The sequence below is a fragment of the Streptomyces sp. NPDC034084 genome, assembly GCF_055575535.1.
On the sequence record NZ_JBVISK010000003.1, the window covers coordinates 247372 to 268806 of the forward strand.

At 69.4% G+C, this 21435-nt stretch carries 18 protein-coding genes; 14 read left to right on the forward strand and 4 right to left on the reverse strand.

Translation table 11 applies throughout. The features are described from left to right. The first annotated feature begins 75 nt into the window (after positions 1–75). Positions 76–834, forward strand: coding sequence for a hypothetical protein (locus ACZ51I_RS12175; RefSeq protein ID WP_468874380.1), 759 nt, complete (start codon positions 76–78; stop codon positions 832–834). On the opposite strand, the gene ACZ51I_RS12180 is transcribed toward ACZ51I_RS12175, so the two are convergent. Next, complete coding sequence (locus tag ACZ51I_RS12180; RefSeq protein ID WP_468874382.1) at positions 778–2172, reverse strand: cellulase family glycosylhydrolase; 1395 nt, start codon at positions 2170–2172, stop codon at positions 778–780. The two genes, ACZ51I_RS12175 and ACZ51I_RS12180, sit on opposite strands and share 57 nt — an antisense overlap. A gap of 129 nt (positions 2173–2301) precedes the next feature. Next, on the reverse strand, positions 2302–4887 hold the full coding sequence (locus ACZ51I_RS12185; protein WP_468874384.1) for a glycoside hydrolase family 9 protein: 2586 nt from the start codon (positions 4885–4887) through the stop codon (positions 2302–2304). Positions 4888–5290: 403 nt separating this feature from the next. Here ACZ51I_RS12185 and ACZ51I_RS12190 point away from each other — a divergent pair, with 403 nt between their 5' ends. From ACZ51I_RS12190 to ACZ51I_RS12235, 10 genes are all read left to right on the forward strand, one after another. Further along, the gene (locus ACZ51I_RS12190; RefSeq protein WP_468874387.1) at positions 5291–6313 is read left to right on the forward strand and encodes a LacI family DNA-binding transcriptional regulator; all 1023 of its coding nucleotides are present in this window, start codon (positions 5291–5293) and stop codon (positions 6311–6313) included. Positions 6314–6817: 504 nt separating this feature from the next. Next, positions 6818–7906 (forward strand): lytic polysaccharide monooxygenase auxiliary activity family 9 protein, encoded by a 1089-nt coding sequence (locus tag ACZ51I_RS12195; RefSeq protein ID WP_468874389.1) that lies wholly within the window; start codon positions 6818–6820, stop codon positions 7904–7906. 650 nt (positions 7907–8556) lie between these two features. Continuing rightward, entirely contained in the window at positions 8557–8973 is a 417-nt protein-coding gene (locus tag ACZ51I_RS12200) for a hypothetical protein (protein ID WP_468874391.1), read from the forward strand. Between the two features lie 32 nt (positions 8974–9005). Then, positions 9006–9272, forward strand: coding sequence for a hypothetical protein (locus ACZ51I_RS12205; protein WP_468874393.1), 267 nt, complete (start codon positions 9006–9008; stop codon positions 9270–9272). 496 nt (positions 9273–9768) lie between these two features. After that, positions 9769–10647, forward strand: coding sequence for an STAS domain-containing protein (locus ACZ51I_RS12210; protein WP_468874395.1), 879 nt, complete (start codon positions 9769–9771; stop codon positions 10645–10647). Continuing rightward, complete coding sequence (locus ACZ51I_RS12215) at positions 10644–11054, forward strand: STAS domain-containing protein (RefSeq protein ID WP_468874397.1); 411 nt, start codon at positions 10644–10646, stop codon at positions 11052–11054. Before ACZ51I_RS12210 ends, ACZ51I_RS12215 begins: the two co-directional genes overlap by 4 nt. Continuing rightward, complete coding sequence (locus ACZ51I_RS12220; RefSeq protein WP_468874400.1) at positions 11038–11511, forward strand: anti-sigma regulatory factor; 474 nt, start codon at positions 11038–11040, stop codon at positions 11509–11511. Before ACZ51I_RS12215 ends, ACZ51I_RS12220 begins: the two co-directional genes overlap by 17 nt. Beyond that, on the forward strand, positions 11496–12509 hold the full coding sequence (locus ACZ51I_RS12225; RefSeq protein WP_468874403.1) for a SpoIIE family protein phosphatase: 1014 nt from the start codon (positions 11496–11498) through the stop codon (positions 12507–12509). Before ACZ51I_RS12220 ends, ACZ51I_RS12225 begins: the two co-directional genes overlap by 16 nt. A 7-nt stretch (positions 12510–12516) precedes the next feature. Further along, positions 12517–13803: a PP2C family protein-serine/threonine phosphatase gene (locus ACZ51I_RS12230; protein ID WP_468874405.1), complete on the forward strand. Its 1287-nt coding sequence runs from the start codon at positions 12517–12519 to the stop codon at positions 13801–13803. Between the two features lie 235 nt (positions 13804–14038). Further along, positions 14039–15268 carry a globin domain-containing protein gene (locus ACZ51I_RS12235; RefSeq protein WP_468874408.1) on the forward strand — a complete coding sequence of 410 codons (1230 nt, stop codon included), beginning with the start codon at positions 14039–14041 and terminating at the stop codon, positions 15266–15268. 48 nt (positions 15269–15316) lie between these two features. Here ACZ51I_RS12235 and ACZ51I_RS12240 read toward each other — a convergent pair whose 3' ends face one another. Further along, positions 15317–16495, reverse strand: a complete 1179-nt coding sequence (locus ACZ51I_RS12240) for a PP2C family protein-serine/threonine phosphatase (RefSeq protein ID WP_468874410.1) — start codon at positions 16493–16495, stop codon at positions 15317–15319. 94 nt (positions 16496–16589) lie between these two features. Here ACZ51I_RS12240 and ACZ51I_RS12245 point away from each other — a divergent pair, with 94 nt between their 5' ends. After that, a complete protein-coding gene (locus tag ACZ51I_RS12245) occupies positions 16590–17096 on the forward strand; it encodes a MarR family winged helix-turn-helix transcriptional regulator (RefSeq protein ID WP_468874412.1) in 507 nt (168 codons plus the stop codon). 631 nt (positions 17097–17727) lie between these two features. Next, a complete protein-coding gene (locus ACZ51I_RS12250) occupies positions 17728–18924 on the forward strand; it encodes a PP2C family protein-serine/threonine phosphatase (RefSeq protein ID WP_468874415.1) in 1197 nt (398 codons plus the stop codon). A gap of 42 nt (positions 18925–18966) precedes the next feature. Here ACZ51I_RS12250 and ACZ51I_RS12255 read toward each other — a convergent pair whose 3' ends face one another. Beyond that, positions 18967–19431 (reverse strand): MarR family winged helix-turn-helix transcriptional regulator, encoded by a 465-nt coding sequence (locus tag ACZ51I_RS12255; RefSeq protein ID WP_468874417.1) that lies wholly within the window; start codon positions 19429–19431, stop codon positions 18967–18969. A gap of 753 nt (positions 19432–20184) precedes the next feature. Between ACZ51I_RS12255 and ACZ51I_RS12260 the strand changes: the two genes are divergently transcribed. Continuing rightward, complete coding sequence (locus ACZ51I_RS12260; protein WP_468874419.1) at positions 20185–21360, forward strand: PP2C family protein-serine/threonine phosphatase; 1176 nt, start codon at positions 20185–20187, stop codon at positions 21358–21360. Positions 21361–21435 lie beyond the last annotated feature (75 nt).

The following is a 21435-nucleotide window of genomic DNA, read 5'->3' on the forward strand; positions in this document are numbered from 1 at the left end:
CCGTAGGAAGTCGCAGGTCAGGCGCGTATGTGGTGGGACACCATAGTTCGGTGCTCCCGCATCCGCCCGGCCGCCATGACCCCATGTCAGCACCCGTGTTCATCCCTCCTGTGGGCTCTCACGGACGATGTCGTCCATCAGGGAGCCGCCCTGGGTGGCGCCGTCCTCGTTGACTACGCTCAGCACGGGCGTGCCTTCCCGACCCCTGCAACGCGGGCCTGGTCCTATGCCCCGGAGGGCAACTGCCTGCCGTACACCGACGCCGCCGGAGGGCGCTGGACGACCGAGTACGGCCCCTTCGACAAGCCGATCGCCCGCATCTCGCCCGACGGCGCCCGTCAACAGCTGCGCTACGACACGGAACTCCGGCTGGCCCAGGTGACCGACGCGCTCGGCCGGAACTGGCAGATCGTCACCTACGCCTGGGACGCCATGGACCGCATGGTCGCCCGTGACGCGGGCGGGAGCGAGACCCGTACGCCTACGACCGCGCCCGGCGCCCTGGCCGAAGCCCGGACCGCCACCTCCACCCTGACGATGGAGCGGGACGTCATGGGCCGGCTCGTCGCGGAGACCCTCGACGAGCCGCACACTCCGCCACACCTACGACCGCCCGCGTCTCCCGACACCCGGGCGACGACGCCGGCGTGCGTCCGGGCGCCGCACGAGAGCGCCGGGCTCCTGCCGGCCCGTCTTCCAGTGGACGCGCCGCACGGTACGGGCCCGGGGGGCATCCGGGTGATCCGGCGGCCCGTCACGAGGTGTCGAGGCTGTCTGTCAGCTGGTGGGGAAATGGTCAGGAGTGCTGATCCGGCTCTTGACGAGCGCCCCTGATTCGGTCAGCACGTCGCTGCTGCTGTAGTTGCTGCCGTTGCAGGTTCCGGGCCTGAACGCCGCGCTGCTCTCGGAGGCATCGGAATACGTCCAGTTCGCATAGCCGATCTTCAGCTGATCGAGCAGGTCCAGCCAGGCCGTCGTGCTCGCCCGGTCCATCGCTCCACCGCCGGTGGCGCTCACCGTGCCGAACTCGGTGACGAACAGGGGCAGTCGGGAGGCCGCCCGGCTCACCGCGGCGCGGTAGTCGTCCTTGTGGCTCGCGGCGTAGAAGTGGAACGCGTACATGATGTTGGTGGCGTTGACGGGATTGTTGACGACTTCGCTCTCGTTGGAGCCGTCCGAGACGCCCAGTGAGGACCAGCCGCGGGTGCCGACGATGACGACGGCGTCCGGGTCGGCGGCCCGGATCACCGGGATCACCTGCTCGGCGTAACTCTTGATGGCCGTCCAGCTCACACCATTGGGCTCATTGGCGATCTCGTAGATCACGTGCTTCTTGTCGGCGTTGCGGGCCGCGACGGACGCGAAGAAGGTCTTCGCGCGCTCGAGGTTGAAGTTCGGGTCGCCCGGCGTCAGGGTGTGGAAATCGATCAACGCGTACATGCCACGGGCTTCGGCCATGTCGACGAGGCTGTTCACCCGGCTGGTGAAGCCCGCTGGGTCGGTCTCGTAGCCGCTCTCCTGCACGTACATGGCGACGCGCAGCAGGTCCGACTTCCAGTCCTTCGCCAACGCGTCCAGGGACGCGGTGTTGTAGCACTTGCTGAACCACTGGATGCCGTGCGTGCTCATCCCGCGCAGCTGTACGGGGCGGTTGTACTGGTTGCACAGGTTCACGCCGCAGACGTGGAGCTTTCCGTTGATGTCCACGGGGGTGCCGGTGCCCGGGACGGGCGGTGGCTCCTCGCCTCCGGGCGGAGGCTCCACGACGGAGCCCGTACAGGCGACGCCGTTGAGGGTGAACGCCGTGGGCTTCGGGTTGGCGCCCGTGAAGGAGCCCACGAATCCCGTGTCGGCCGCCGCGCCGGTAGCCAGCGTGCGGTTCCAGTCGAGGCCGACGGTGGTGACCGTGGAGCCGGACTGCGACCAGGTGGCGTTCCAGCCCTGGACGAGCTTCTGCCCGGCGTCCGGCATGGCGGTCTTGAGGGTCCACCCGGTGAGGGGATCACCCAGGTTGGTGACCTTCACGGCGGCCTGGAAGCCGCCCTGCCACTGACTGGTGACCGTGTAGTCGACCTTGCATCCGCCGGCGGCCACCGCCTCGGGGCCGGTCAGGGCCGTGAGACCCAGCGCTGTCGCGCAGGTCGCCAGTACAGCCACTAGACGTCGTTTCATGGTGTTGCTCCTCGTGTGAAGGGTGGACGACGCAAGGGAGGCGTTCCCGGAAGGCGTCGCCCCGAGAACGGCCGGCCTCGCCCGCGAGCGGAGCCGGCCTCGGCACGGGCCCGTGTCAGGCCGGACCCCTCATCGTCGTGCCGGCGTCCCGCAGGCCCGGTCGTTCAACCGGAAGACCATCGGGTCGTTCACGAGGCCGGTGGACCGGCCGTTGAAGCCGAACCGCACGGTGCCGCCGGGCATCAGACGGGCATTCCAGGTCAGCGCCTCGGCAGTGACCCGGGGGCCGTTCTGCCGGACGTCCGCGCCCCACGAATCGGTCACCCGCTGCTGGTCGGCGAAGGTCCAGTCGAGCTTCCAGGGTGTGATGGCCGAAGCGCCTGTGTTCCTCACCACGACCTGGGTGGTGAAACCGCCGCCCCAGCGCTGCGACGTGTAGGTGACCTCGCACTGCGCCGTCCCGGCCGCACCGCTCCCCAGATCGTCCACGTAGGACGCGACCCAGGCGAGCGGGGCGTTCCAGTTGACGGTGATCTCGTTCGTGGCCCAGGACTGGATGTCGTCGATGTAGCACATCGACGGTGCGCAGCCCCGCAGTTTGGACTGCGCGACCGGGTCCTGGATGGCGTCGTTCGGACCACCGGCCAGGGATCCGGGGGCGGGGTGCGGCAGTGCGTGGTCGAGCTGGTTGGCCCAGAAGCGGTGGTGCTGGTTGCGCGAGTCCCGCTCGCCGTATCCGGTGATATAGGACTGGTTCAGCGCGTTTCGGCCCAGCAGGTAGTCCAGTCCGCGCAGCACGGCGTCGCGGTAGACGGTTCTGCCGGTCAGGTCGTGTGCCGAGCCGAGGACGACCATGTTGTTGGCGACCTGGCTGTTCGACCCCCACACGTAGTGCCCGTCACCGGGCGCGTACGGAAGGCCGTACGCGGCTCCGGCCGAGTCGGCCGCGTAACCGTCGGCGGCTTCGGTCACCATGCCGCGCACCGTAGCGAGCTGGTCGGCGGACAGCCTGCTCGGCACGGTCGCGAGATCCAGGGCGCCGAGCCCGGCGACCGCCCCCCATGACATGCCGCCGCGCGGGAAGACCGCGTCGGTGTCACCGTGCAGCGGGGAGCGCAAAACTTCCTGGCGGTACGCGTCCTCGCCGGTGGTGAGGAAGAGTTCCGCCGCTGCCCAGTAGAACTCGTCACGCACGTCGTCGTCGGGGTAGGCGCCACCGCCCGTGCCGTCCTGGGGGTCGGCGAGGACGTCCGGGTGGGCCTTGGCCGCCGTCCACGCCGCTCGCGCGGCCGACCGGCACCGCGCGGCGAAGTCCGCGTCGTAGACCTGGAAGAGCCGGGCGCACTGGGCGGCGGTGGCCGCCAGGTTGAGGGTGGCCGCCGTGGTCGGCGGATGGAGTTCCCGGGGCTGGGGGTCACGGTCCGGCCGGGTCGGCAGTCCCGTCCACTCCTTGTCGTGCAGCTTGTGGTGGGCCATGCCGGCCAGCGGCTTTCCGGCGGGCACCTGCATCCGCATCAGGAACTCCAGCTCCCAGCGGGCCTCGTCGAGGATGTCAGGAGTCGCGTTGCCGTGTTCGGGAAGCCGGAGTCGACCGTCACCGAGCGGCCCGGCGTCGGCGGTCTCCTCGTACAGGGTCCGTTCGAACGTGGACATCAACTGAGCGACGGCGATACCGCCGTTGACGACATACTTGCCGTGGTCGCCGGCGTCGTACCAGCCCCCTGCCGCGTCAAGGCGGTAATCGCAGACCGTCGGTTGGCAAGGCACGTCGTTGTCCCCCTGGTTGGGGCTCACACCCACATGCCCCGCAGGCCGCGCGTACCGTTCCCCCACGATGTCCGCGTCGATCTCGATGCCGCTGCGGTTGTGGTAGAAGTACGCGAGGGCGTCGGTGCGCAGCGACGAGTACAGGTCGTCGCCGATCGCGAACGGCTCACTCCTCTGCCCCGCCACCGTGACGGTGTAACCCTCCCCCGGCGTCGTGACCGCGCTGAAGTCGAAGGTATGGACGTGCTGCCGTGAGGCGGTGTCCACGCCCGCCGGTGTGGTGGTGCCGCCGGCGACGCGCGTCCCGTCGGCCGAGTCGAGCGTCCAGGGCAGCGGGCCGGTCTCGTCGGTGACGAAGGTGCCGCCCTTGGGGCCGTGGGTCAAGTACCCGACCTGGTTGACCCGGACCGGCGACCCGGTGTCCGGTTCGTACGGTGGTGGCGCGGTCCCGCCGCGCAGCGAGACGTCATCGACGCAGAAGGTGAGGGCCTCCGCGCTGCCCCCGATCTGGAAGGCGAGTTGAGCGGCCTCGTGGTCGGCTCCGGCCGTGAAGGTCTCCGTGACGCGTTCGGCGGTCGTCCCGACCGGCTGCGCGGTGGAGAGTTCCGTGCTCCAGGGCTCGGTCGCCATCTGCACGTTGGCGCGAATGGTGACCGGTTCGGTGGATGTCGCCGTGTAGCTCAGCGTGTACGCCTCGCCCGCGACGAGGGTGAGCCCGTTTTGTCCGACGATGGCGTCCCAGGCATTGGTTGTGCCTGCGGGGACATCGGCGCACAGGTGTCCGTCCACGACTGCGACGGGACTGTTGGCCGTCGACCACCAGGGGGCGGTGCCCGCGGAGAAGTCCCCGTTGACGATGACCTCGCGGGCGTCGTCAAGGGGTTCGGCGGCACCGGCGGGTGTGACCACGCCGGCGGCCACCAGCCCGACGGTAGCCGCCGCGCCCATCACCAGGCTTACACGTCCGGAGCGGCACGATCGGCGGGATCTACGGGGCTGGGGGGAAGCGGGGGACTGATGTCGCGGCACTCTGAAGTCCTTACGGGGGAGGGGAAAGGCACGCGGTGACTGGAGCACCGGCGTGGTGTCCTGCGGTGCGACACAGACAGTGGGAGCGCTCCCAATCTCGTGGTCGCGAGATGCGCCGTCAAGCTGTTCGACGGGATTCGCCACCGCCGCCGGGTTCACGGGTCATCGGCCGCGACTTCACGAGACCCTGGCCGCGACGGGTGGCTGCGGCCCGGATCGAAGGCGTCGACAGCGCGCGCCCACAAGCTATTTGATGAGCCATCAGAAGAAGCGGTACGGCACCGGTTGGGCCGTAGGATCTGGTGTCCTTGGGGGTGGGATCATGCTGAAGCGAGGTTCCGGCACACCGACTCTGGAGGAAGTGGCAGCCCTTGCCGGAGTGGGGCGGGGCACGGTCTCCCGGGTGATCAACGACGCGTCGGGCGTCAAGGCGTCCACGCGCCGTGCCGTACAGCGCGCCATCGACGAACTGGGTTATGTGCCCAACCTGGCCGCGCGTTCACTGGCGGGGCGGCGTGCGGGCGCCGTCGCGCTGGTGATGGCGAAGTCGGACTGGCGGCTGTTCGGAGAGCCGTTCTTCTCGGAGATCGCGCGGGCGGTCGGCGACGCCCTGGACGAGGCGGGGGTGCAGCTGCTGCTCACTCTCGTCCGCACGGACGCCGAGCGGCAGCGGCTCGTGGAGTACCTTCGCGGGGGCCGGGTCGACGGGGCGCTGCTGATGTCCGTGGGGGCCGAGGACCGGTTGCCGGACATGCTCGCCGACGCCGGCCTGCCCACGGTATTGCTGGGCAGGCGCTCGGGCGACGAGCGGGTGACCTACGTGGACGCCGACAACGTCGGCGGTGCGCGGGCCGCGGTCGGCCACCTCGTGGGGGGCGGGCGGAAGGTCATCGCCGCGATCACGGGTCCGTCCGACATGTACGTCGCCCAGTGCAGGCTGCGCGGTTACCGGGAGGCGCTGGGCGACGCCGGGCTCGACGCGCTGCCGTCCCTGGTCATGGAGGGCGACTTCACGGAGAGCAGCGGGCGCCGGGCGATGGCCGGACTCATCGAGCGCCACCCGGAGGTCGACGGCGTCTTCACCGCGTCGGACAGCATGGCCGCCGGGGCGCTGGCCGCCTTGCATGCGGCGGGGCGCCGGGTGCCGCAGGACGTGGCGGTGGTCGGCTTCGACGACTTCGAGCGGGCAGAGCGGACGGAGCCGCCGTTGACGACCGTTCGCCAGCCGATGGAGGAGATCGGCCGGACCATGGTGCGGCTGCTGCTGGAGGAAATGGCTCATCCGGAGGTGGCCTGGCGTCATGTGATCCTGCGGACGCGGTTGGTGGTGCGCGAGTCGGCCTGAGGCGTCTTGGCGCGCCGCGACGGCGCCACCGGCACCGGCCCGAACCAGCCGTGACGGTTTCGGGAGCGCTCCCAAGGAGCTGGCATACCCGAAAAGTAGCTACGAATCTCTTCGCCACCCTTGGCCTGCCCTTCGGAACCAGCTCCACACATCCCCGTCCCGATGGGTTGTCAGAGCGCAACGCCGCTCTTACAGTCCCCTACGAGTACATGAGTGGGAGCGCTCCCAAAAGGTAGACGGTTCGGCGTTCCCGTTGACCCCGCTCCGCCCTTCACTCGCGACGCCGGCTCGCCCGGTGGCCGGGCCGCCCACCCCACCCGCCGTGTCGCCCAACTCGCCCTGGGCGCACCGCCCGTCTGACCCGCGCACGTCACACCCCAGACTCCTCGCCTGTCCGGCGGTCGCCTTTCCCGGACGGGCGAGGGTTGCATCACCGGACGCCGGCCGCAGGAGAGAGGGCCCGGCCACAAGACACGTCCTCACACAGGCACAGGAGACACCACCATGGTTCGACGCAAGAAACGACTTGTTTCCCTGGCGGCGGTGCTCGCGACGCTGCTCAGCGGGATCGCCCTGACATTAATGGGCCAGGGCGACGCGCAAGCGCACGGGGTGACGATGACGCCGGGATCGCGTACCTACCTCTGCTGGCTGGACGCCAAGACCGGCACCGGTGCTCTGGACCCGACCAACCCTGCGTGCAAGGCCGCACTCAACGAGAGCGGCGCGACCGCGCTGTACAACTGGTTCGCCGTCCTCGACTCCAACGCGGGTGGGCGGGGGCCGGGTTACGTCCCGGACGGGAAGCTGTGCAGCGCCGGTGACCGGTCGCCGTACAACTTCACCGGATACAACGCCGCCCGCTCCGACTGGCCCCGCACGCACCTGACGTCCGGGAAGACGATCCAGATCAAGCACAGCAACTGGGCCGCGCACCCCGGCTCGTTCCGGGTCTACCTGTCCAAGCCCGGCTACTCGCCCAGTACCGAACTGGGCTGGGACGACCTGGAACTGATCGAGACCGTCACCAACCCGCCGCAGACCGGATCACCGGGCACGGACGGCGGCCACTACTACTGGAACCTGAACCTGCCCTCGGGCCGCTCGGGCGACGCGGTGATGTTCATCCAGTGGGTCCGCTCGGACAGCCAGGAGAACTTCTTCTCCTGCTCCGACATCGTCTTCGACGGCGGCAACGGTGAAGTGACCGGTATCCGCGGCTCGGGCAGCACTCCGACTCCGACCCCGACCCCGACGCCTACTCCGACCCCCACCGACCCGCACTCCGGGTGCATGGCCGTCTACCAGGTGACCAACTCCTGGAGCGGCGGCTTCCAGGGTTCTGTCGAGGTCATGAACCACAACACGACGACACGTGACGGCTGGGCCGTGAAGTGGACGCCCGGCGCGGGCACCAAGGTCAGCAGTGTGTGGAACGGTGCGCTGACCACGGGGTCCGACGGCACGCTCATGGTCAGGAACCTCGACTACAACCGGACCGTCCCGCCGGAGGGCAGCGTCACCTTCGGGTTCACGGCGACATCGACCGGCAACGACTATCCGGTCGGCTCGATCGGCTGTGTCAACCCGTAACCGCTCCGGAAAGCCGCACCGGTTCCCGCGTCGCGCGGGGACCGGCGCGGGACGCGGGAACCCTTCGGTGCGACTTCCGATCAAGGAAGATGCCAGGAGAGAAGGGTGCTGGTGGACCGGACACCTGAGGTCGCGATACGCCAGCCCCTCGGCCACGCCCCGAGGCTTGCCCACCAGACCTACGCGTATGTGCCGGACGCTCCGGAGCGCCTGAGATCTCTGTTGGATACGGGAACAGCGGGAGGGCACCGTGCCGACCGCGATCCGCATGGTGGGCGCGGCGGCGGGGGTCGCGGTGGCGGCGCCGAGCCTGGAGCGGTGATCTTGCACTGCGGCCGGCGAGGGGTGTTCGGAGCGGCGGGGGCCGCTGGACTGTTGTGGGCGGCCGTGCGGACGGTGAAGGGGATGAGGGGCAGCCTGCCCCCGCCCGTGGGCCGTCAGGCGCGCAATGTGAAAGCGGGATCCGGGTCCCCGGAGGTACCGCTGAGGTCCGTGTTCCTCTCCGGCACCTCCATCACGGGGGCCCTGGGGGCGTCGCGGCCTACTAGGACTTGTCGCCCGATCATGCCGGCCGCTCGGCGCCAAAGGCGGTATCACAGGCAGACTGCCTGCGCTCTCCCGCTGATGAGCACACGCATAGGATCGCGGGTATGGACATGCGAACGGTCATTGAGGAGCTGGCGGAGGAAGCCGAGCGGCTGATCCGCGAGCACATATGGGTCCTGACACCCGCCGACCGTACGGTCGCGGCGAAAGCCGCCGCCGACCTGCGCGCCGCTGTGGGCACCCCGCTGTCCCAGCAGACCCTGCCCGAGGTCGAACGGCTGGCACACCTGCGGGAAGCGCTCGCTGCCGTGGCCATCGCCCTTGCCCACGTACATGGACGCCTGGCCTGGTTCCTCGGCGCAGCGGCCACCGCCCTTACGCCAGTCCTGCACTGGCGTGCCATGCCCGCCGAAGAGGGCTCCACCTTCGGCGCTGTCCCCCCGGCCCCCCGGGAGTACATGGAAGCCGAGAACGCGATCCGCCGACTCCAAAGGACCCTCGCCGGAATCGCCATCGCCTGACCCCGACCGACTCAGCCGGCACGGGATCACGCGTGCCGTCCTCGGCACCCTGGTCGTGGTCTTTCGCGCCGGGCGGGCTCGTCTCGCCCCTGGTCCTCGGCCGGATCGTGGGCAGCGCGACGACGGCCGCGGTCGGCTATCAGAACGGCTGGTTCGTCACGGCGGCCCTGCTGCCGGCCACCGGCCTCCTGGCGGCCCTCTTCACGCACCCGGCAAAGGCCGCCCAGCGCCTCGGCCTCCCGGGGTCCCCGGCCGCCGGGGTTCCCGTCAGCCACTGGGAAGCGCCCTGCCACGCCTGAGAGCGCCGGCGGGGCGCGCGGCGATGGTGCTGAGGGCAGCCGGCGGCAGACGGCTCCATGGCCAGGGGTTCCCAAGGGGACCCCTCCCCGCCCGGCTCTCGCGCGCGTCACACCGCGCGCCGCGCCTGGCCCTCGTCCGCGTACCGTGGGAGTGATCATTGCGGCCGCCCGCGGCGACGAGCTCCAGGCGTGGCAGGGAGAGGTCGCGTGGGCTGACCACTCGGGAGTGGCTCGGCTTGTGACCGGCGCTCGTCGGTGATGTCGCGATCGCGTGAAGGCCCGCCACCCCTGGCTGTGGCTCGTCCCGATCTGGGCTGAACTGGAAGTCAATTCGTGGTCAAGGGTGGGCCTGGGCGGGGGCGGGGCTTTCATCCACCGTCACGGCGTGCCTATAGTTGCCGTACGACAACAGTTGACGTGGGAGGGTTACGGCTCCCGAGCGTAGACCGTATGGCAGGGCGTTCGCCGTGTGGCGGCGTCTGTGAAGGGACCCGTGTTGAGTAGCAGTGAGTCCGCTGTCCGCCGGCGCGTGATGAAGGCGCTGTCGGAGAGTGCTGCTCGGGTGGCCGACCGGTGGGTGGAGCTGCAGTTGAGCGAAGCCGAACTCGGCGCCGGTGTCAGCGAGCGGGAGCTGCGTGAGGAAGCGGACGCTCTGGTGAGTGCCCTCATAGCCGGTCTGGACACGGCTCTGCCGGTTGCGCGGGTGGTGACCTCCCACGGTGATCTCAAGCGCGCGGTGACCGAGCTTTCCCTGCGCAGAGCGCGAGGCGGGGCCACGCCTACGGCTACGTCCCTGGCAGTCCTCGCGCTCAAGGAGGCGGTTCTGGAGGTCGTCCAGGAGAGCGTCGATGATGCTGGAGAGCTGTTCTCGGCCGCTTTGCTGATCAACCGGTTGCTGGACGCTGCCGGTGCCCTGTCCTTCGATACCTGTGTCGAAGGACGGGAGGAGATCATCCGCAGGCAGAGCCGCCAGTTGCTTGAGCTGTCGACTCCGGTCGTGCGGCTGTGGCGCCAGGTGCTCGCCGTCCCGCTGATCGGTGCGCTCGACACCGCACGCACTCAGGTGGTGATGGAGAGCCTGCTCCACGCGATCCAGGATCAGGAAGCGCGCGTCGCCATCATCGACATCACCGGGGTCCCGACGGTGGACACGGCTGTTGCCCAGCATCTGATGCACACCGTCAACGCGGTGCGGCTCATGGGGGCGGACTGTGTCATCAGCGGTATCCGTCCGCCGATCGCGCAGACCATCGCCCAACTCGGCATCGACCTTTCCAAGATCCTGACCCTGGCCACCCTGGCCGACGCATTGTCCGCGGCCATCGAACTCACCGGCGGCTCGGCGCCCCAGCCCCTTGCGGCGATGCCTCGATGAGGGAGTTCCGCCCCACCGGCGTCCCGATCCTGCGCCTGGGCGATGTCCTGGTCACGGGGCTCCTCAACGAACTCGACGACAAGGCCGCCATAGCCTTCACCGACGAACTCACCGAACGCATCTCGGCCGAAGGGGTGCGCGGTGTACTCATCGACATCTCCCGGCTCGAGATCATCGACTCCTTTGTCGCGCGCACGTTGATGGAGCTCACCTCCATGGCGCGGCTGCTGGGAGCCCGGGCCATCGTGGCGGGGATGCGGCCTCCGGTGGCCATCACTCTGGCTGAACTGGGCCTTGAACTCCTCGGAGTCGAAACCGTCCTGAACGCGGAACAGGGCATGACCGCTCTCGGATGGCACCAAGGCCCGCGGCCCCCGGAAGGGGCGCGACATGACACAACTGGCTAACAGCAAGACTCCTGCCGCTCGCCCTCATGACGACCCGCCCCCGGCCGCCGAGCCGTCCGATTCCCTCACTCTCGTACTGAAAACGGAAGAGGACCTGCTGTCGGTCCGCCACGCGGTCCGCGCGGCATCCGTGGAGATCGGATTCGGAATCGTCGACCAGACACGTGTGGTGACCGCCGCCAGCGAACTGGCGCGCAACGCGTACGTCCACGGGGGAGGAGGATCCCTCGTCATCGACCACCAGCGCCGCCACGGCAAGATCGGGTTGCGGCTGACGATCAGCGACGACGGCCCGGGCATCCCCGATGTGGAGGCCGCGCTCGTCGACGGATTCACCACCGGCGCGGGGCTGGGCCATGGTCTGGGCGGCGCGCGTCGTCTCATGGACGACTTCGAGGTGCGCACCGCTCAGGGAAAGGGCACGACGGTGATCATCACCCGGTGGACGAGCCGGTGATGACCTCCTCCGCCATGCCCACCGTTCGTGTGCGCATCGACCACCACAGCGCCGTGCACCTGGCCGCGGCGACCACCCGCTCGCTCGCAGAGCAGTGTGGACTGCCCGGCGCGATGCCTCACCAGGCATCAGTCCTCGCCTCCGAACTGGCCAGCAACATCGACAAGTACGCCCGTGACGGTGCCCTGTACATCCAGCCGCTTCCCTTGGGAGGAGGCCTGGAGATCCTCGCCGCCGACCGCGGCCCTGGCATGCCCGATCTCGAGCGCTGCCTCACGGACGGTTACACCACCGCCGGCACCCTGGGCGCCGGCCTCGGAGCCGTCCCCCGCATCGCCGGCGACTTCACCATCCGCACCCACGTCGGGGTCGGCACACTGGCCTGCGCCCGCCTCGCCCTTCCCGATCAGCCCCAGTCCCCGAGTCAGAGCGTCGGACTCATCTGCCTGCCCGCAGAGAACGAAGCACAGTGCGGCGACGCGGGCACCGTCATCGACGACGGCGATGTACGTACCGCGGCCGTCATCGACGGGCTCGGCCACGGCCCCCAGGCCGCCGAAGCCGCGCACACCGCCATCAACTCCTTCCGCAGCGTCCAGGACCGCCCGCTGCCCGAGATCATGACCGCCCTGCACCGCTCACTGCGCCACACACGAGGCGCGGCCGTCGGCCTGCTGCGGCTCCACGCCGGGCAGGCCGAATACAGCGGCATCGGCAACGTACGAGCAGCGGCCCTGTCCGCCGACGGCATTCACCACCGGCTGACAGGCCAGCCCGGCGTCGTCGGCTGGAGAATGCCGACCCCGCAGACCCACCGCATCCCACTGCCCGCGGGAACCACCGCCGTACTGCACACCGACGGCATCGACTCCCGATGGACCCACGCACCCTCCCTGTACACACTGCGCCTGCCGCCGTCCCTGCTCGCCACCGCAGTCGCCCACGGCCACCGCACCTCCCGCGACGACGCCACGCTGCTCGCGGCCAGGCCCACGTAAGGCACCCATGGACGCCAACCACTTCTTCGCCCCGGCGCCGCTGCGCCGAGCGGTGCGCCGCCTCGCTCACGCCTACCGGCTCCCGGCCGAGCTCAGGGCGCGCCTGGTGCTCTCCGTAAGCGATCTGGCCGCAGGCGAGTTCGACGCCGGCCGGCCCGTAGCCCTCGATGTCGCCGATGAGGCAGGACCGGGCGAAGGATCGCCCACGATAGCCATCACCCTGCGCGCACCGCAGGCAACCGCCCCGCTCGACACCGCGGCCCTGCCGCTTCCCGCCCCCGCGACATCCCCCCACTCCGCCACCTGGCGCATCCCCGTACCCCCCGGCGGCTCCCACCGCCTCCCCGGCGACCGCAGCCTGGTCCCCGACCCGCTGTCGGACGGCGCACCCCTGACAGAGGCCCAGGCCGTCGACGAAGAGCTCCGCGCCGCCCTTGCCCTCGCCGACGCCCTCGCGTCCGAACACCGCCGCCTCAAACACGAACTCGCCGAGACCAACGGCGGCGTCCTCGCCCTCTACGTGCAACTCGAAGAACACGACGAACAGTTGCGCAAGGCACACGGCCGGATGCTCCAGGAGCTCGAAGACGCCCTGCGTCCCCCGCCGCTCGAGATCGACGGCCTGGAACTCGCCGTCCACTACGCTCCGGCAGACCCCCATGCCCCCACCGGCGGAGACCTGTACGACTGGTTCATGCTGCCCGACGGCACCCTCCACATCACCGTCGTCGATGCGCTCGGCCACGGCATAGGAAGCACCCGCAGCGCCCTCAGCGTCGCCCACTCCGTACGCACCCTCGCGCTCGAAGGCCACCCGCTCGACTCGATCCTCGCCCGCGCCCACCAGATTCTGATGCCCCTGGCCCCGGACCTGATGGCGACCGTGCTCCTGGCCCGGCTCGACCCCGCCACCGGGAGACTTCAACTGGCCAACGGAAGCCACCCCCCAGCCCTGCTGCTGCGAGCCGACGGCACACCCGAATACCTCGAGGTTCGCGGCAGAGGCATCGGCTACCCCTTCCCCGGCAGCGAAGAACTCCTGAACACGAACGTCCACCCGGGCGACCTCCTCATCCTGTACACCGACGGACTCACCGAAAGCCGCAGGGACCCACTGGAAGGCGAACGCCGCCTCATCGAGGCCGGACGGCGCAACGCGGCCAGACCCCTGGCCGACATCCCCGCTGCCGTGGCCCTCGACATGCACACCGTCGTCCTCCATCCCGACGACACCCTCGCCCTGGCCATCCGCCTCAGCCGGCCACAGCCCCAGACCGACGCCCCGCCGGCCTGACCTGCAGGCGGCACGTGCGGAGGCAGGACACCCACAGAGCGCACCACGGCCTTACGCTGCCCCGACTCACCCACGCGAAGAACTCAGCCCGTCTGTGCTCCGCCTGGCCTCCTGCGACGCAGCGGCCCTCTCCCAGATTGCGACCCGTCCCTTGCCTGCACGCCCGGTGCCACCAACGCCCCCCACGCCCTTGCGCGCCTCCGGCGCCACTGCACCACCAGCACAAGCGCGGACCATGTGGACGCCACCGAACCCGGCTTCCCCAGCCTCATCCCTTCCCCAGACGATGCCCCCACCGCTGACTGAGCGCGAGATCGCTCTCGTACGCGCGGGCCTGGCGGCCGTCGAACCACGGGCAGCCGAGCTGACGGTCTACTTCTACGCCATCCTGTTCGCTCGCCACCCGCGCGTCAGGCAGCTCTTCCCGGAAAACATGGACGTCCAGCGTGACAGGCTGCTGCGGGGCCTGCTGCGCATCGTGGAGCTGGTGGACGACCCGGAAAACCTCGTCCGGTTCTGCACTCTCCTCGGGCGCGACCACCGCAAGTTCGGCACCCTCGAAGAGCACTATCCGGCCGTGGGCGAATGCCTGCTCGCGACACTGGCCCGCTACGCCGGCCCCTCCTGGACCGCCGAGACCGCCGCCGCCTGGGGACGTGCCTACAACACGGCGGCGCGCGTGATGATCCTGGCCGCCGCCGACGACACCCGTCTGCGCCCGGCCACCTGGAACGCCCAGATCACCCGGCACACGCCCCGCGGCCACGGCATCGCCGAGATCACCGTCCAGCCGGACCTCGCCTACCCGTACGCGGCAGGACAGTACGTGAGCATGGAAACGCCATGGAGACCCCTGGCCTGGCGTCACTACTCAGCAGCCAACGCCCCCCGCCCGGACAACACCCTCACCTTCCACATCCGTGCGGTTCCCGGCGGCCAGGTGAGCAACGCCCTCGTTCATCGTGCCGCCGTAGGCGACACGGTTCGCCTGGGGCCGCCCCAAGGCGACATGACCCTCGACGCCGCCGAAGACCGCGACCTGGTCTGCGTGGCGGGCGGAACCGGGCTCGCACCGATCCGCGCCCTACTGGAACACGCGGCTCAGGACGGCATGCGCCGGTACGTCGACCTGTTCGTCGGCGCCCGCACGGCGGAAGAACTCTACGGCCTGGACGACATGCTGCGGATGGCCCAGCGCGAGCACTGGCTCTCCGTACGAGCGGCGGTCTCCCACCAGCGCATCGTGGGTGCGGAAGGCAACCTGCCGCAGATCCTTCGAGAATTCGGCCCCTGGGACCAGCACGAAGCGTTCCTGTGCGGCCCGCCCGCCATGGTGACAGCCGCCGCCGCATACCTTCGTCACGGCGGGCTGCCGGCGGCCCGCATCCACCACGACCCGCTCGATGTACCCGTCCTCACCACATCCCTGACACCCGCCCCATGGGACTTTCGAAAAGCGCCCTAGGCCCCCTGCGCACATCGCCGGCCGGTGGCGCACATGTCGTCATGATGCTCAGGTGGAGCGGGGGGTGCTGCGGCCGAACCAGTCCAGACAGACCACCAGGGAGTCGGACATGGCGTCGGCGTATCGGTGACCGGCCAGTTCCCGCAGGATCGCGCGAGGCGCCTCGGCGGGGGGAAGCAGACTGGCGGCGTTCACGGCGCGGACCAGCGCGCGGTCCCCGAGGGCCGAGCCATCGGGCTGCGATGCGGCGTAGACGCCGTCACTGACGATGATGAGCCGGTCGCCGGGCTCCACGGTGAACTCCTGGGCGACGTAGTCGGACTGGTCGAACATGCCCAGGGGCAACTGAGCCTCGAAGTCGAGACGCTCGACGCTGCGGGCTCGCTGTCTCCACACCTTGGGGGAGCCCGCATCCACCACCTGGGCCCTGCCCGTGGTGAGTTCGAAGGACAGCAGCAAGGTCGACACATGGGCTGCCCCGTGGTGCTGCCCGTACAGAGCCTGGTCGGCGAGAGCTGCTTGGTCCGCGATGCCGATTCCCGCGCGGCGGGCGTTGCGCATGGCGTTGACGGCCAGATTGGTCAGCAACGATGCATCGATTCCCTCACCCATTCCGCTGGTGACGGTGAGCGTCAGTGTGTCTGCCGTCGTCGCCCAGTCGTAATTGTCACCATGGATGGCATACGCCGGCTCCAGCTGAGCGCCCAGAGCGTATTCCTCGCGCGCGCAGCCCCTGCCGGGGAGCAGTTGCCACTGCATCTCGGCGGCCAGGGTCAGCCGGTTCAACCGACGGGCTTGCATATACAGATCGGTGTCGCGGGCGGCGACGATGATTTCGTGCCCCAATACCAGCGCGAGCTCAGCGAGCTCGTCCACCGCCGGGGCTACGCATCCGTCCTCGGGCATGGTCACCGTGAGAATTCCCATGCGGTCCCCGCGTACCGTGACTGGCAGGTGCAGATGCACCACCTCGCCGCCGGGCGCCCGCTGCTGCTGCGGTTCCTGGCTGACGAACGCCCGGCCCTGAGGACTGTCCCGCACCCTTATCGGTTCAGCCGTGTGGGGAAGGGCGGTGACGGGCTGCAGTACCGTGAGGCTGTAGTCGGCCACGAGCAGGCTGACCTCCGAGGCTCCGTAGTGCTCGGTGACCGCGGCGCGAGTTGCGTCCAGCAGGGCATGGGGAGCAGCGGTGCGCACCGCGCGTTCAGCGGCCAGGAGGTTGCTCATGTCGGTGCCTTCTCGGGGGCGGGCGGGGGAGTGTCGGTGATATAGAGCGGGGCGCTCGGCTGACAAACGCACTTTCGGGTGACACAGTGGTGCAATGCCCGGCACCCTTTCGTCCTACAGCAGTGAGCGAGTGGCTCACGACGCGTGTGCTGTTTCAGAATTGCTCCAAGTCCTTTGGGGGAGGGGCCAGGAGGCCGGTCCCTCAGGACCGGTGTCGCCGTCGCAGCTGCGGGCGTTGAGCGTTGTCGAGGAGCAGGAGGGCGTCAACCTGCGCGTCCTGGCGGAGGCGCTGGGCTCACGGCCGCCTTCCGTGAGCCGGTTGTGCGACCGCCTGGAGGCGGCCGGTCTGGTCGAGCGCTCTCAGAGCCTGACGAGCCGGCGAGAAGTCGAACTGCGACTGAGCCGACGTGGCCAAGCGGTGCTGGCTGAGCTGCGTGCCGCCCGGGCCCGAGAGGTCGAAGCGGTGTTGCAGCGGATGTCGCCGGCGCATCTGCGAGCGTTGGCCGAAGGGCTGAAGGCCTTCCATGGCGAGGCCATGGCCTACGCCGGTCTCGACAGGAAGACGGCCGACGGCGATGGTCGCGCGTTGCACAGCGCCTAGCGTCCTCACCCGGTCCCCCTGCATGCTCTGACGTGCCTTCCCGCTCATCGGCCGCTATGTCGGCGTACCGCACCTCAGTCATGAGCGTGTGACGCGCCGAGTCAAGATTGTTTTCTCCTGGGTATAGTTGTCAAATGGCAACTGTTGCGCGGGGCAGCGCGCCGAGGGGCGGCGCCGGCGGGGTGCGCCGGGCCGCATGGCTCACCTGCCCTCTGGGTTCCCGACGCCGTCTCCCACGGGCCCACCGACGCGCAGAGCCATAACCTCGGCCCCGCTCGGCACGGCCGGCCCACCTTTGGGGGTGAGTACCGAAGCCCGTCCGGGGCGGCGATGTGGAGCGCCCTCGGGGTGACTCGCAACGACGGTGACTCGCCCGAAGCCAGGCCCTCACGTGCCGGTCGACCGCCGACGCGCCCGGAAGTGGGGCAGGAGGCGTTGCTACTGTTGCTGTCAGGTAATAGTTTCCGAAGAGAGTAATCGAGCGCCGGATGGCGCAACGCGATCAGGGATGCTCGTGCATGGTCTCGGGACTCCTTCCGGGGGAAAATGGGGATGGCGTGCGGCGGGGAAGAAGGTCCGGATCTCCCGGACGGCGGCGCACGGCCCCGCAAGGGCAGCGAGGAATGAAGCCATGAGCAACCACTCCGCAGGCTGGCTGGGTGCCGCGGAAAACGCCTTGCGGGCCGCCCCTCCCACCGCACTCCTGGCCACGGCCCGGGGACTGCTCGCTACCTACACGGGGGCGCGGAGCGTGACGCTGCTGATGGCCGACTACGGGCTCACCGTGTTGCAGCCGGTGACGCACCTGCCCCACACGGGAGCGTCGGTCCCCGTCCGGGACGGCAGTCCGGCGGGTCGCGCGTTCTCCGCCGAGGCGCCGGTCATGGAGGTTACGGACGAGCCCGGCATGGTGCTGGCCCACCTGCCGATCACCGTACGTGGCGATCGCCTGGGGGTGCTGTCCGTCTTCCTCCCCGAGCCGGCCGAGGGCGCCCCCGGGATCCTGGACCTGGCTGCCTTCGCAACCGCTCTGGGGCATGAACTGCTCGTCGCCGAACGGGACACTGACCTCTACCTGCAGTCGCGGCGCCGCAAGCGGCTCACTCTGGCCGCGGAGATGCAGTGGCAGCTCCTTCCGGGACGTGGATTCGTAGGCGACGAATTCACTCTGGGTGCCCATCTGGAGCCGGCCTACGCGATCGGCGGTGACAATTTCGACTGGAGTACCACGGACGATTCCCTGACCATCACGGTGACCGATGGGCAGGGCATGGGAATCGATGCGGCCCTGCTGACGAATCTCGCCGTGAACGCACTGCGCAACGCACGCCGCGGCGGCATCTCCCTGGAGGACCAGGCCCGCCTCGCGGATCAGGCGGTCTACGGCGAGTACGGCGGGCAGCGCTACGCGCCGACTCTCCTCCTGCGCTTCGACCTGGCCACGGCGCAGGTGTACGCGGTGGACGCCGGCTCACCTCAGCTGTTCCGGCTGCGGGAGGGCGCGGTCGAACGGGTGGAACTCGAGGCTCAGCTGCCGCTGGGCATGTTCGAGGAGACGGAATACCGAGAACAGTCATTCCGAGTCGTCGCCGGGGATCGGCTGGTCATCGTCAGTAGCGGGGTCCACGGGTCGCCCTCGCGCGACGGCAGCGCCTTCGGGGAACGAGCGCTGCGCGAGACCATCGCCGCGACCCGCAGCTCCTCCACACACGAGGCGGCGCGAGCCGTCGTCGATGGACTGATGCAACACCATGGGAGCCCGGAGTTGCCCAAGGACGCCGCCGTCGTCTGCATGGACTGGCGAGGAAGATCCGCAGGGTCGGAGTGACGGCGCGCCGGCCCCGGCACGTCCGGCCTCCTTTTCGCCGCGCTACCCAGACTCCCGGGAGCCCGTCGCAGCCTCGGTGAAGGCCCGTAGCCCTGACAGGAGCTCGGTGCGGTGGGCGCTCGGCACACCCTCGAGGACCTCACGGATGGCCATGGCCCGGCGGGTCAGCAGCGCGTCGATCACCTCGTGGCCGTGGGCCGTCAGATTCAACCCGATCTCCCGTCGGCTGGTGGCCACCCGCTCCCGGCGCAGGAGCCCTGCGGCCTCGAGCCGGTCGCACAGCCTGCTCGCGGTGGGCGGCGCCGCGCCTACCTCCTCCGCCAGCCTCGTGAGGTTGATGCCGGGGGACCGGCGGGCGATCGACAGCGCCTGGAATTGAAGGGCCGACAGCCGTGGAGTCGCGGTCTGGGAGGCATGGGCCCATGTGGACATCAACGCCTCCGCGGCTTCGGACACCTGCCGGGCGAGGTCGTAGAGGGGGTCGTGTGGTGGTCCCGCGCGGTCCATGTGGCCGTCACTCCCCATAAACAGGTGCATATTGCCCGCAAGGGGCTGCCGCCTCGGGACAAGTCTGTCTGAACGGCTAAGAGGCGTCTGCCCGCTCTGCCGAAAGTATCCCTGCCAGATGCCCTGACAGCTCGTGCTGGCGACGGTGTCGGTCAGCGCGGTGAAGGCATCAGAGCCTTCCACCCCGACTTGTGCCGCGACACACCCGGACCTGACGGCCGACGGAAGCGTTGGACGCTGGACCTGGCGGAGGGAGGCAGAGACGGGTCGCGCTTGAGCAAGCGCTTGCTCAATATGGACGGCAGGCAGCCTGCCAGTCGACATCATTGTGCGATGTGCGGGATATATGGATATAAATTCCCGCAGGTCATCATTCGAGGACGGATGCCGAATGTGGAGGAGATCGGAGAACGTTTCGGCCTCCCTCTCGCATCACGGTGCGAAAATCTGGGTCGGTGCGTTCTCGCGCCATGGGATTTCCTGCCGGTCAATGTCTGTCGACCCACGTCTCCAGCTCTCGTGGACGGCAAAGAAACCCCGCCGAACCGACAGTGCCACCGCTCCACTTGTCGCACCTGTCCCGTCCGGCGGCCGATCGCCCTGGCGGGGTAGAGCGGAAAGGAATTTTCCCCTTTTCGTGGGGCACCATAGGTTCGGCGAGATGCGCCATGCCGAGCACAGGGAAGCCTCTGAGCCCTGTGCCGAGCTACCCACCTGACTCGTGCATCCCCGAGGAAGCGAGGCCAACCGCCCGTGACGAACTTCTTGGCTGTCGAGCGTGCAGTACGCAGCGCAGCGCCGCATGCCCTCCTCGACGCGGTGCGTTCCGCGCTGGTCGAGTTCTACGGAGCCGCCAAGGTGGAGCTTCTGATGGCCGACTACAGCCTCACGGTCCTACAGCCCGTCACGGCTCTGCCTCACACCGCAGACCCTTTGCCCGTCCACACGAGCGCCGAAGGCCGTGCCTTCGCCAGTCAGGAGCCCTTCGGGCAGTACGTCACCCCTGAAGGAGCCGTGGATCTGCATCTGCCCGTCTCGGTCCGGGGTGACAGACTGGGCATTCTCAGCGTGCAGCTACCCAAAGACAGATGCACACCTCAATCCGTCGAGGAACTCACCGAACTGGCCGGGCTCCTGGGGCACGAGATCATCGTCGCCGAGCGCGACACCGATCTCTACCTGCAGGCCCGCCGCGCCAGTCGGCTGACCCTCGCCGCCGAAATGCAGTGGCAGCTGCTGCCGGGCCGCGCCTGCGCCCGCAAGGAGTACGCCATCGGGGCCCAGCTGGAGCCCGCGTACGCCATCCATGGCGACAACTTCGACTGGGCCACCACCGCCGAGACGCTCACCCTCACCGTCACCAACGGCATGGGCGAGGGCATCCAGGCCTCGCTGCTCACCAACCTCGCCGTCAACGCGCTGCGCAACGCCCGGCGCGCCGGAATCGGCATCGCCGACCAGGCCGCCCTCGCCGACCAAGCCCTCTACTCACAGCATCGCGGCGAAGAGTACGTCTCCACCCTGTTGCTCTCCTTCGAACTGGCCACCGGCCGCGCCCAGGTGGTCGACGCCGGCTCACCGCAGCTGTGGCGCCAGCGCGACAAGGCCGTCGAACGCCTGACCTTCGAGGCACAGCTGCCCCTCGGCATGTTCGAGGAGACCGCCTACGTCCCCCAGGAATTCCGCGTCCTGCCCGGCGACCGGCTGGTCTTCGTGAGTGACGGCGTCTACGCCACCGCCTCCCGGGCCGGCGAGGAGTACGGCGAGCGAGCACTGGCCCGCGCCATCCAGGCAGCGAGTTTCCTGCCCGCCGCGGCCGTGCCGCGTAAGGTCCTCGAAGAACTGGCCGCCTACCGTGACGCCGACGCGGACGACGACGCACTCGTCGTCTGCCTTGACTGGTTCGGCCGCAACCACCGCCCGGCCTGAGCTGCCTTCAGCGCCTCGTCCCTCGCGTCGACCGGTTCTCTGACGGCCGCGGTCCATCGCTGCTGAAAGCAAGGA

Bases quoted from the DNA above. Each gene is read 5' to 3' on its own strand.
- ACZ51I_RS12175 (WP_468874380.1), top strand. From the start codon at position 76: ATGACCCCATGTCAGCACCCGTGTTCATCCCTCCTGTGGGCTCTCACG.
- ACZ51I_RS12180 (WP_468874382.1), bottom strand. From the start codon at position 2,172: ATGAAACGACGTCTAGTGGCTGTACTGGCGACCTGCGCGACAGCGCTG.
- ACZ51I_RS12185 (WP_468874384.1), bottom strand. From the start codon at position 4,887: ATGGGCGCGGCGGCTACCGTCGGGCTGGTGGCCGCCGGCGTGGTCACA.
- ACZ51I_RS12190 (WP_468874387.1), top strand. From the start codon at position 5,291: ATGCTGAAGCGAGGTTCCGGCACACCGACTCTGGAGGAAGTGGCAGCC.
- ACZ51I_RS12195 (WP_468874389.1), top strand. From the start codon at position 6,818: ATGGTTCGACGCAAGAAACGACTTGTTTCCCTGGCGGCGGTGCTCGCG.
- ACZ51I_RS12200 (WP_468874391.1), top strand. From the start codon at position 8,557: ATGGACATGCGAACGGTCATTGAGGAGCTGGCGGAGGAAGCCGAGCGG.
- ACZ51I_RS12215 (WP_468874397.1), top strand. From the start codon at position 10,644: ATGAGGGAGTTCCGCCCCACCGGCGTCCCGATCCTGCGCCTGGGCGAT.
- ACZ51I_RS12220 (WP_468874400.1), top strand. From the start codon at position 11,038: ATGACACAACTGGCTAACAGCAAGACTCCTGCCGCTCGCCCTCATGAC.
- ACZ51I_RS12230 (WP_468874405.1), top strand. From the start codon at position 12,517: ATGGACGCCAACCACTTCTTCGCCCCGGCGCCGCTGCGCCGAGCGGTG.
- ACZ51I_RS12235 (WP_468874408.1), top strand. From the start codon at position 14,039: ATGTGGACGCCACCGAACCCGGCTTCCCCAGCCTCATCCCTTCCCCAG.
- ACZ51I_RS12240 (WP_468874410.1), bottom strand. From the start codon at position 16,495: ATGAGCAACCTCCTGGCCGCTGAACGCGCGGTGCGCACCGCTGCTCCC.
- ACZ51I_RS12245 (WP_468874412.1), top strand. From the start codon at position 16,590: ATGCCCGGCACCCTTTCGTCCTACAGCAGTGAGCGAGTGGCTCACGAC.
- ACZ51I_RS12250 (WP_468874415.1), top strand. From the start codon at position 17,728: ATGAGCAACCACTCCGCAGGCTGGCTGGGTGCCGCGGAAAACGCCTTG.
- ACZ51I_RS12255 (WP_468874417.1), bottom strand. From the start codon at position 19,431: ATGGACCGCGCGGGACCACCACACGACCCCCTCTACGACCTCGCCCGG.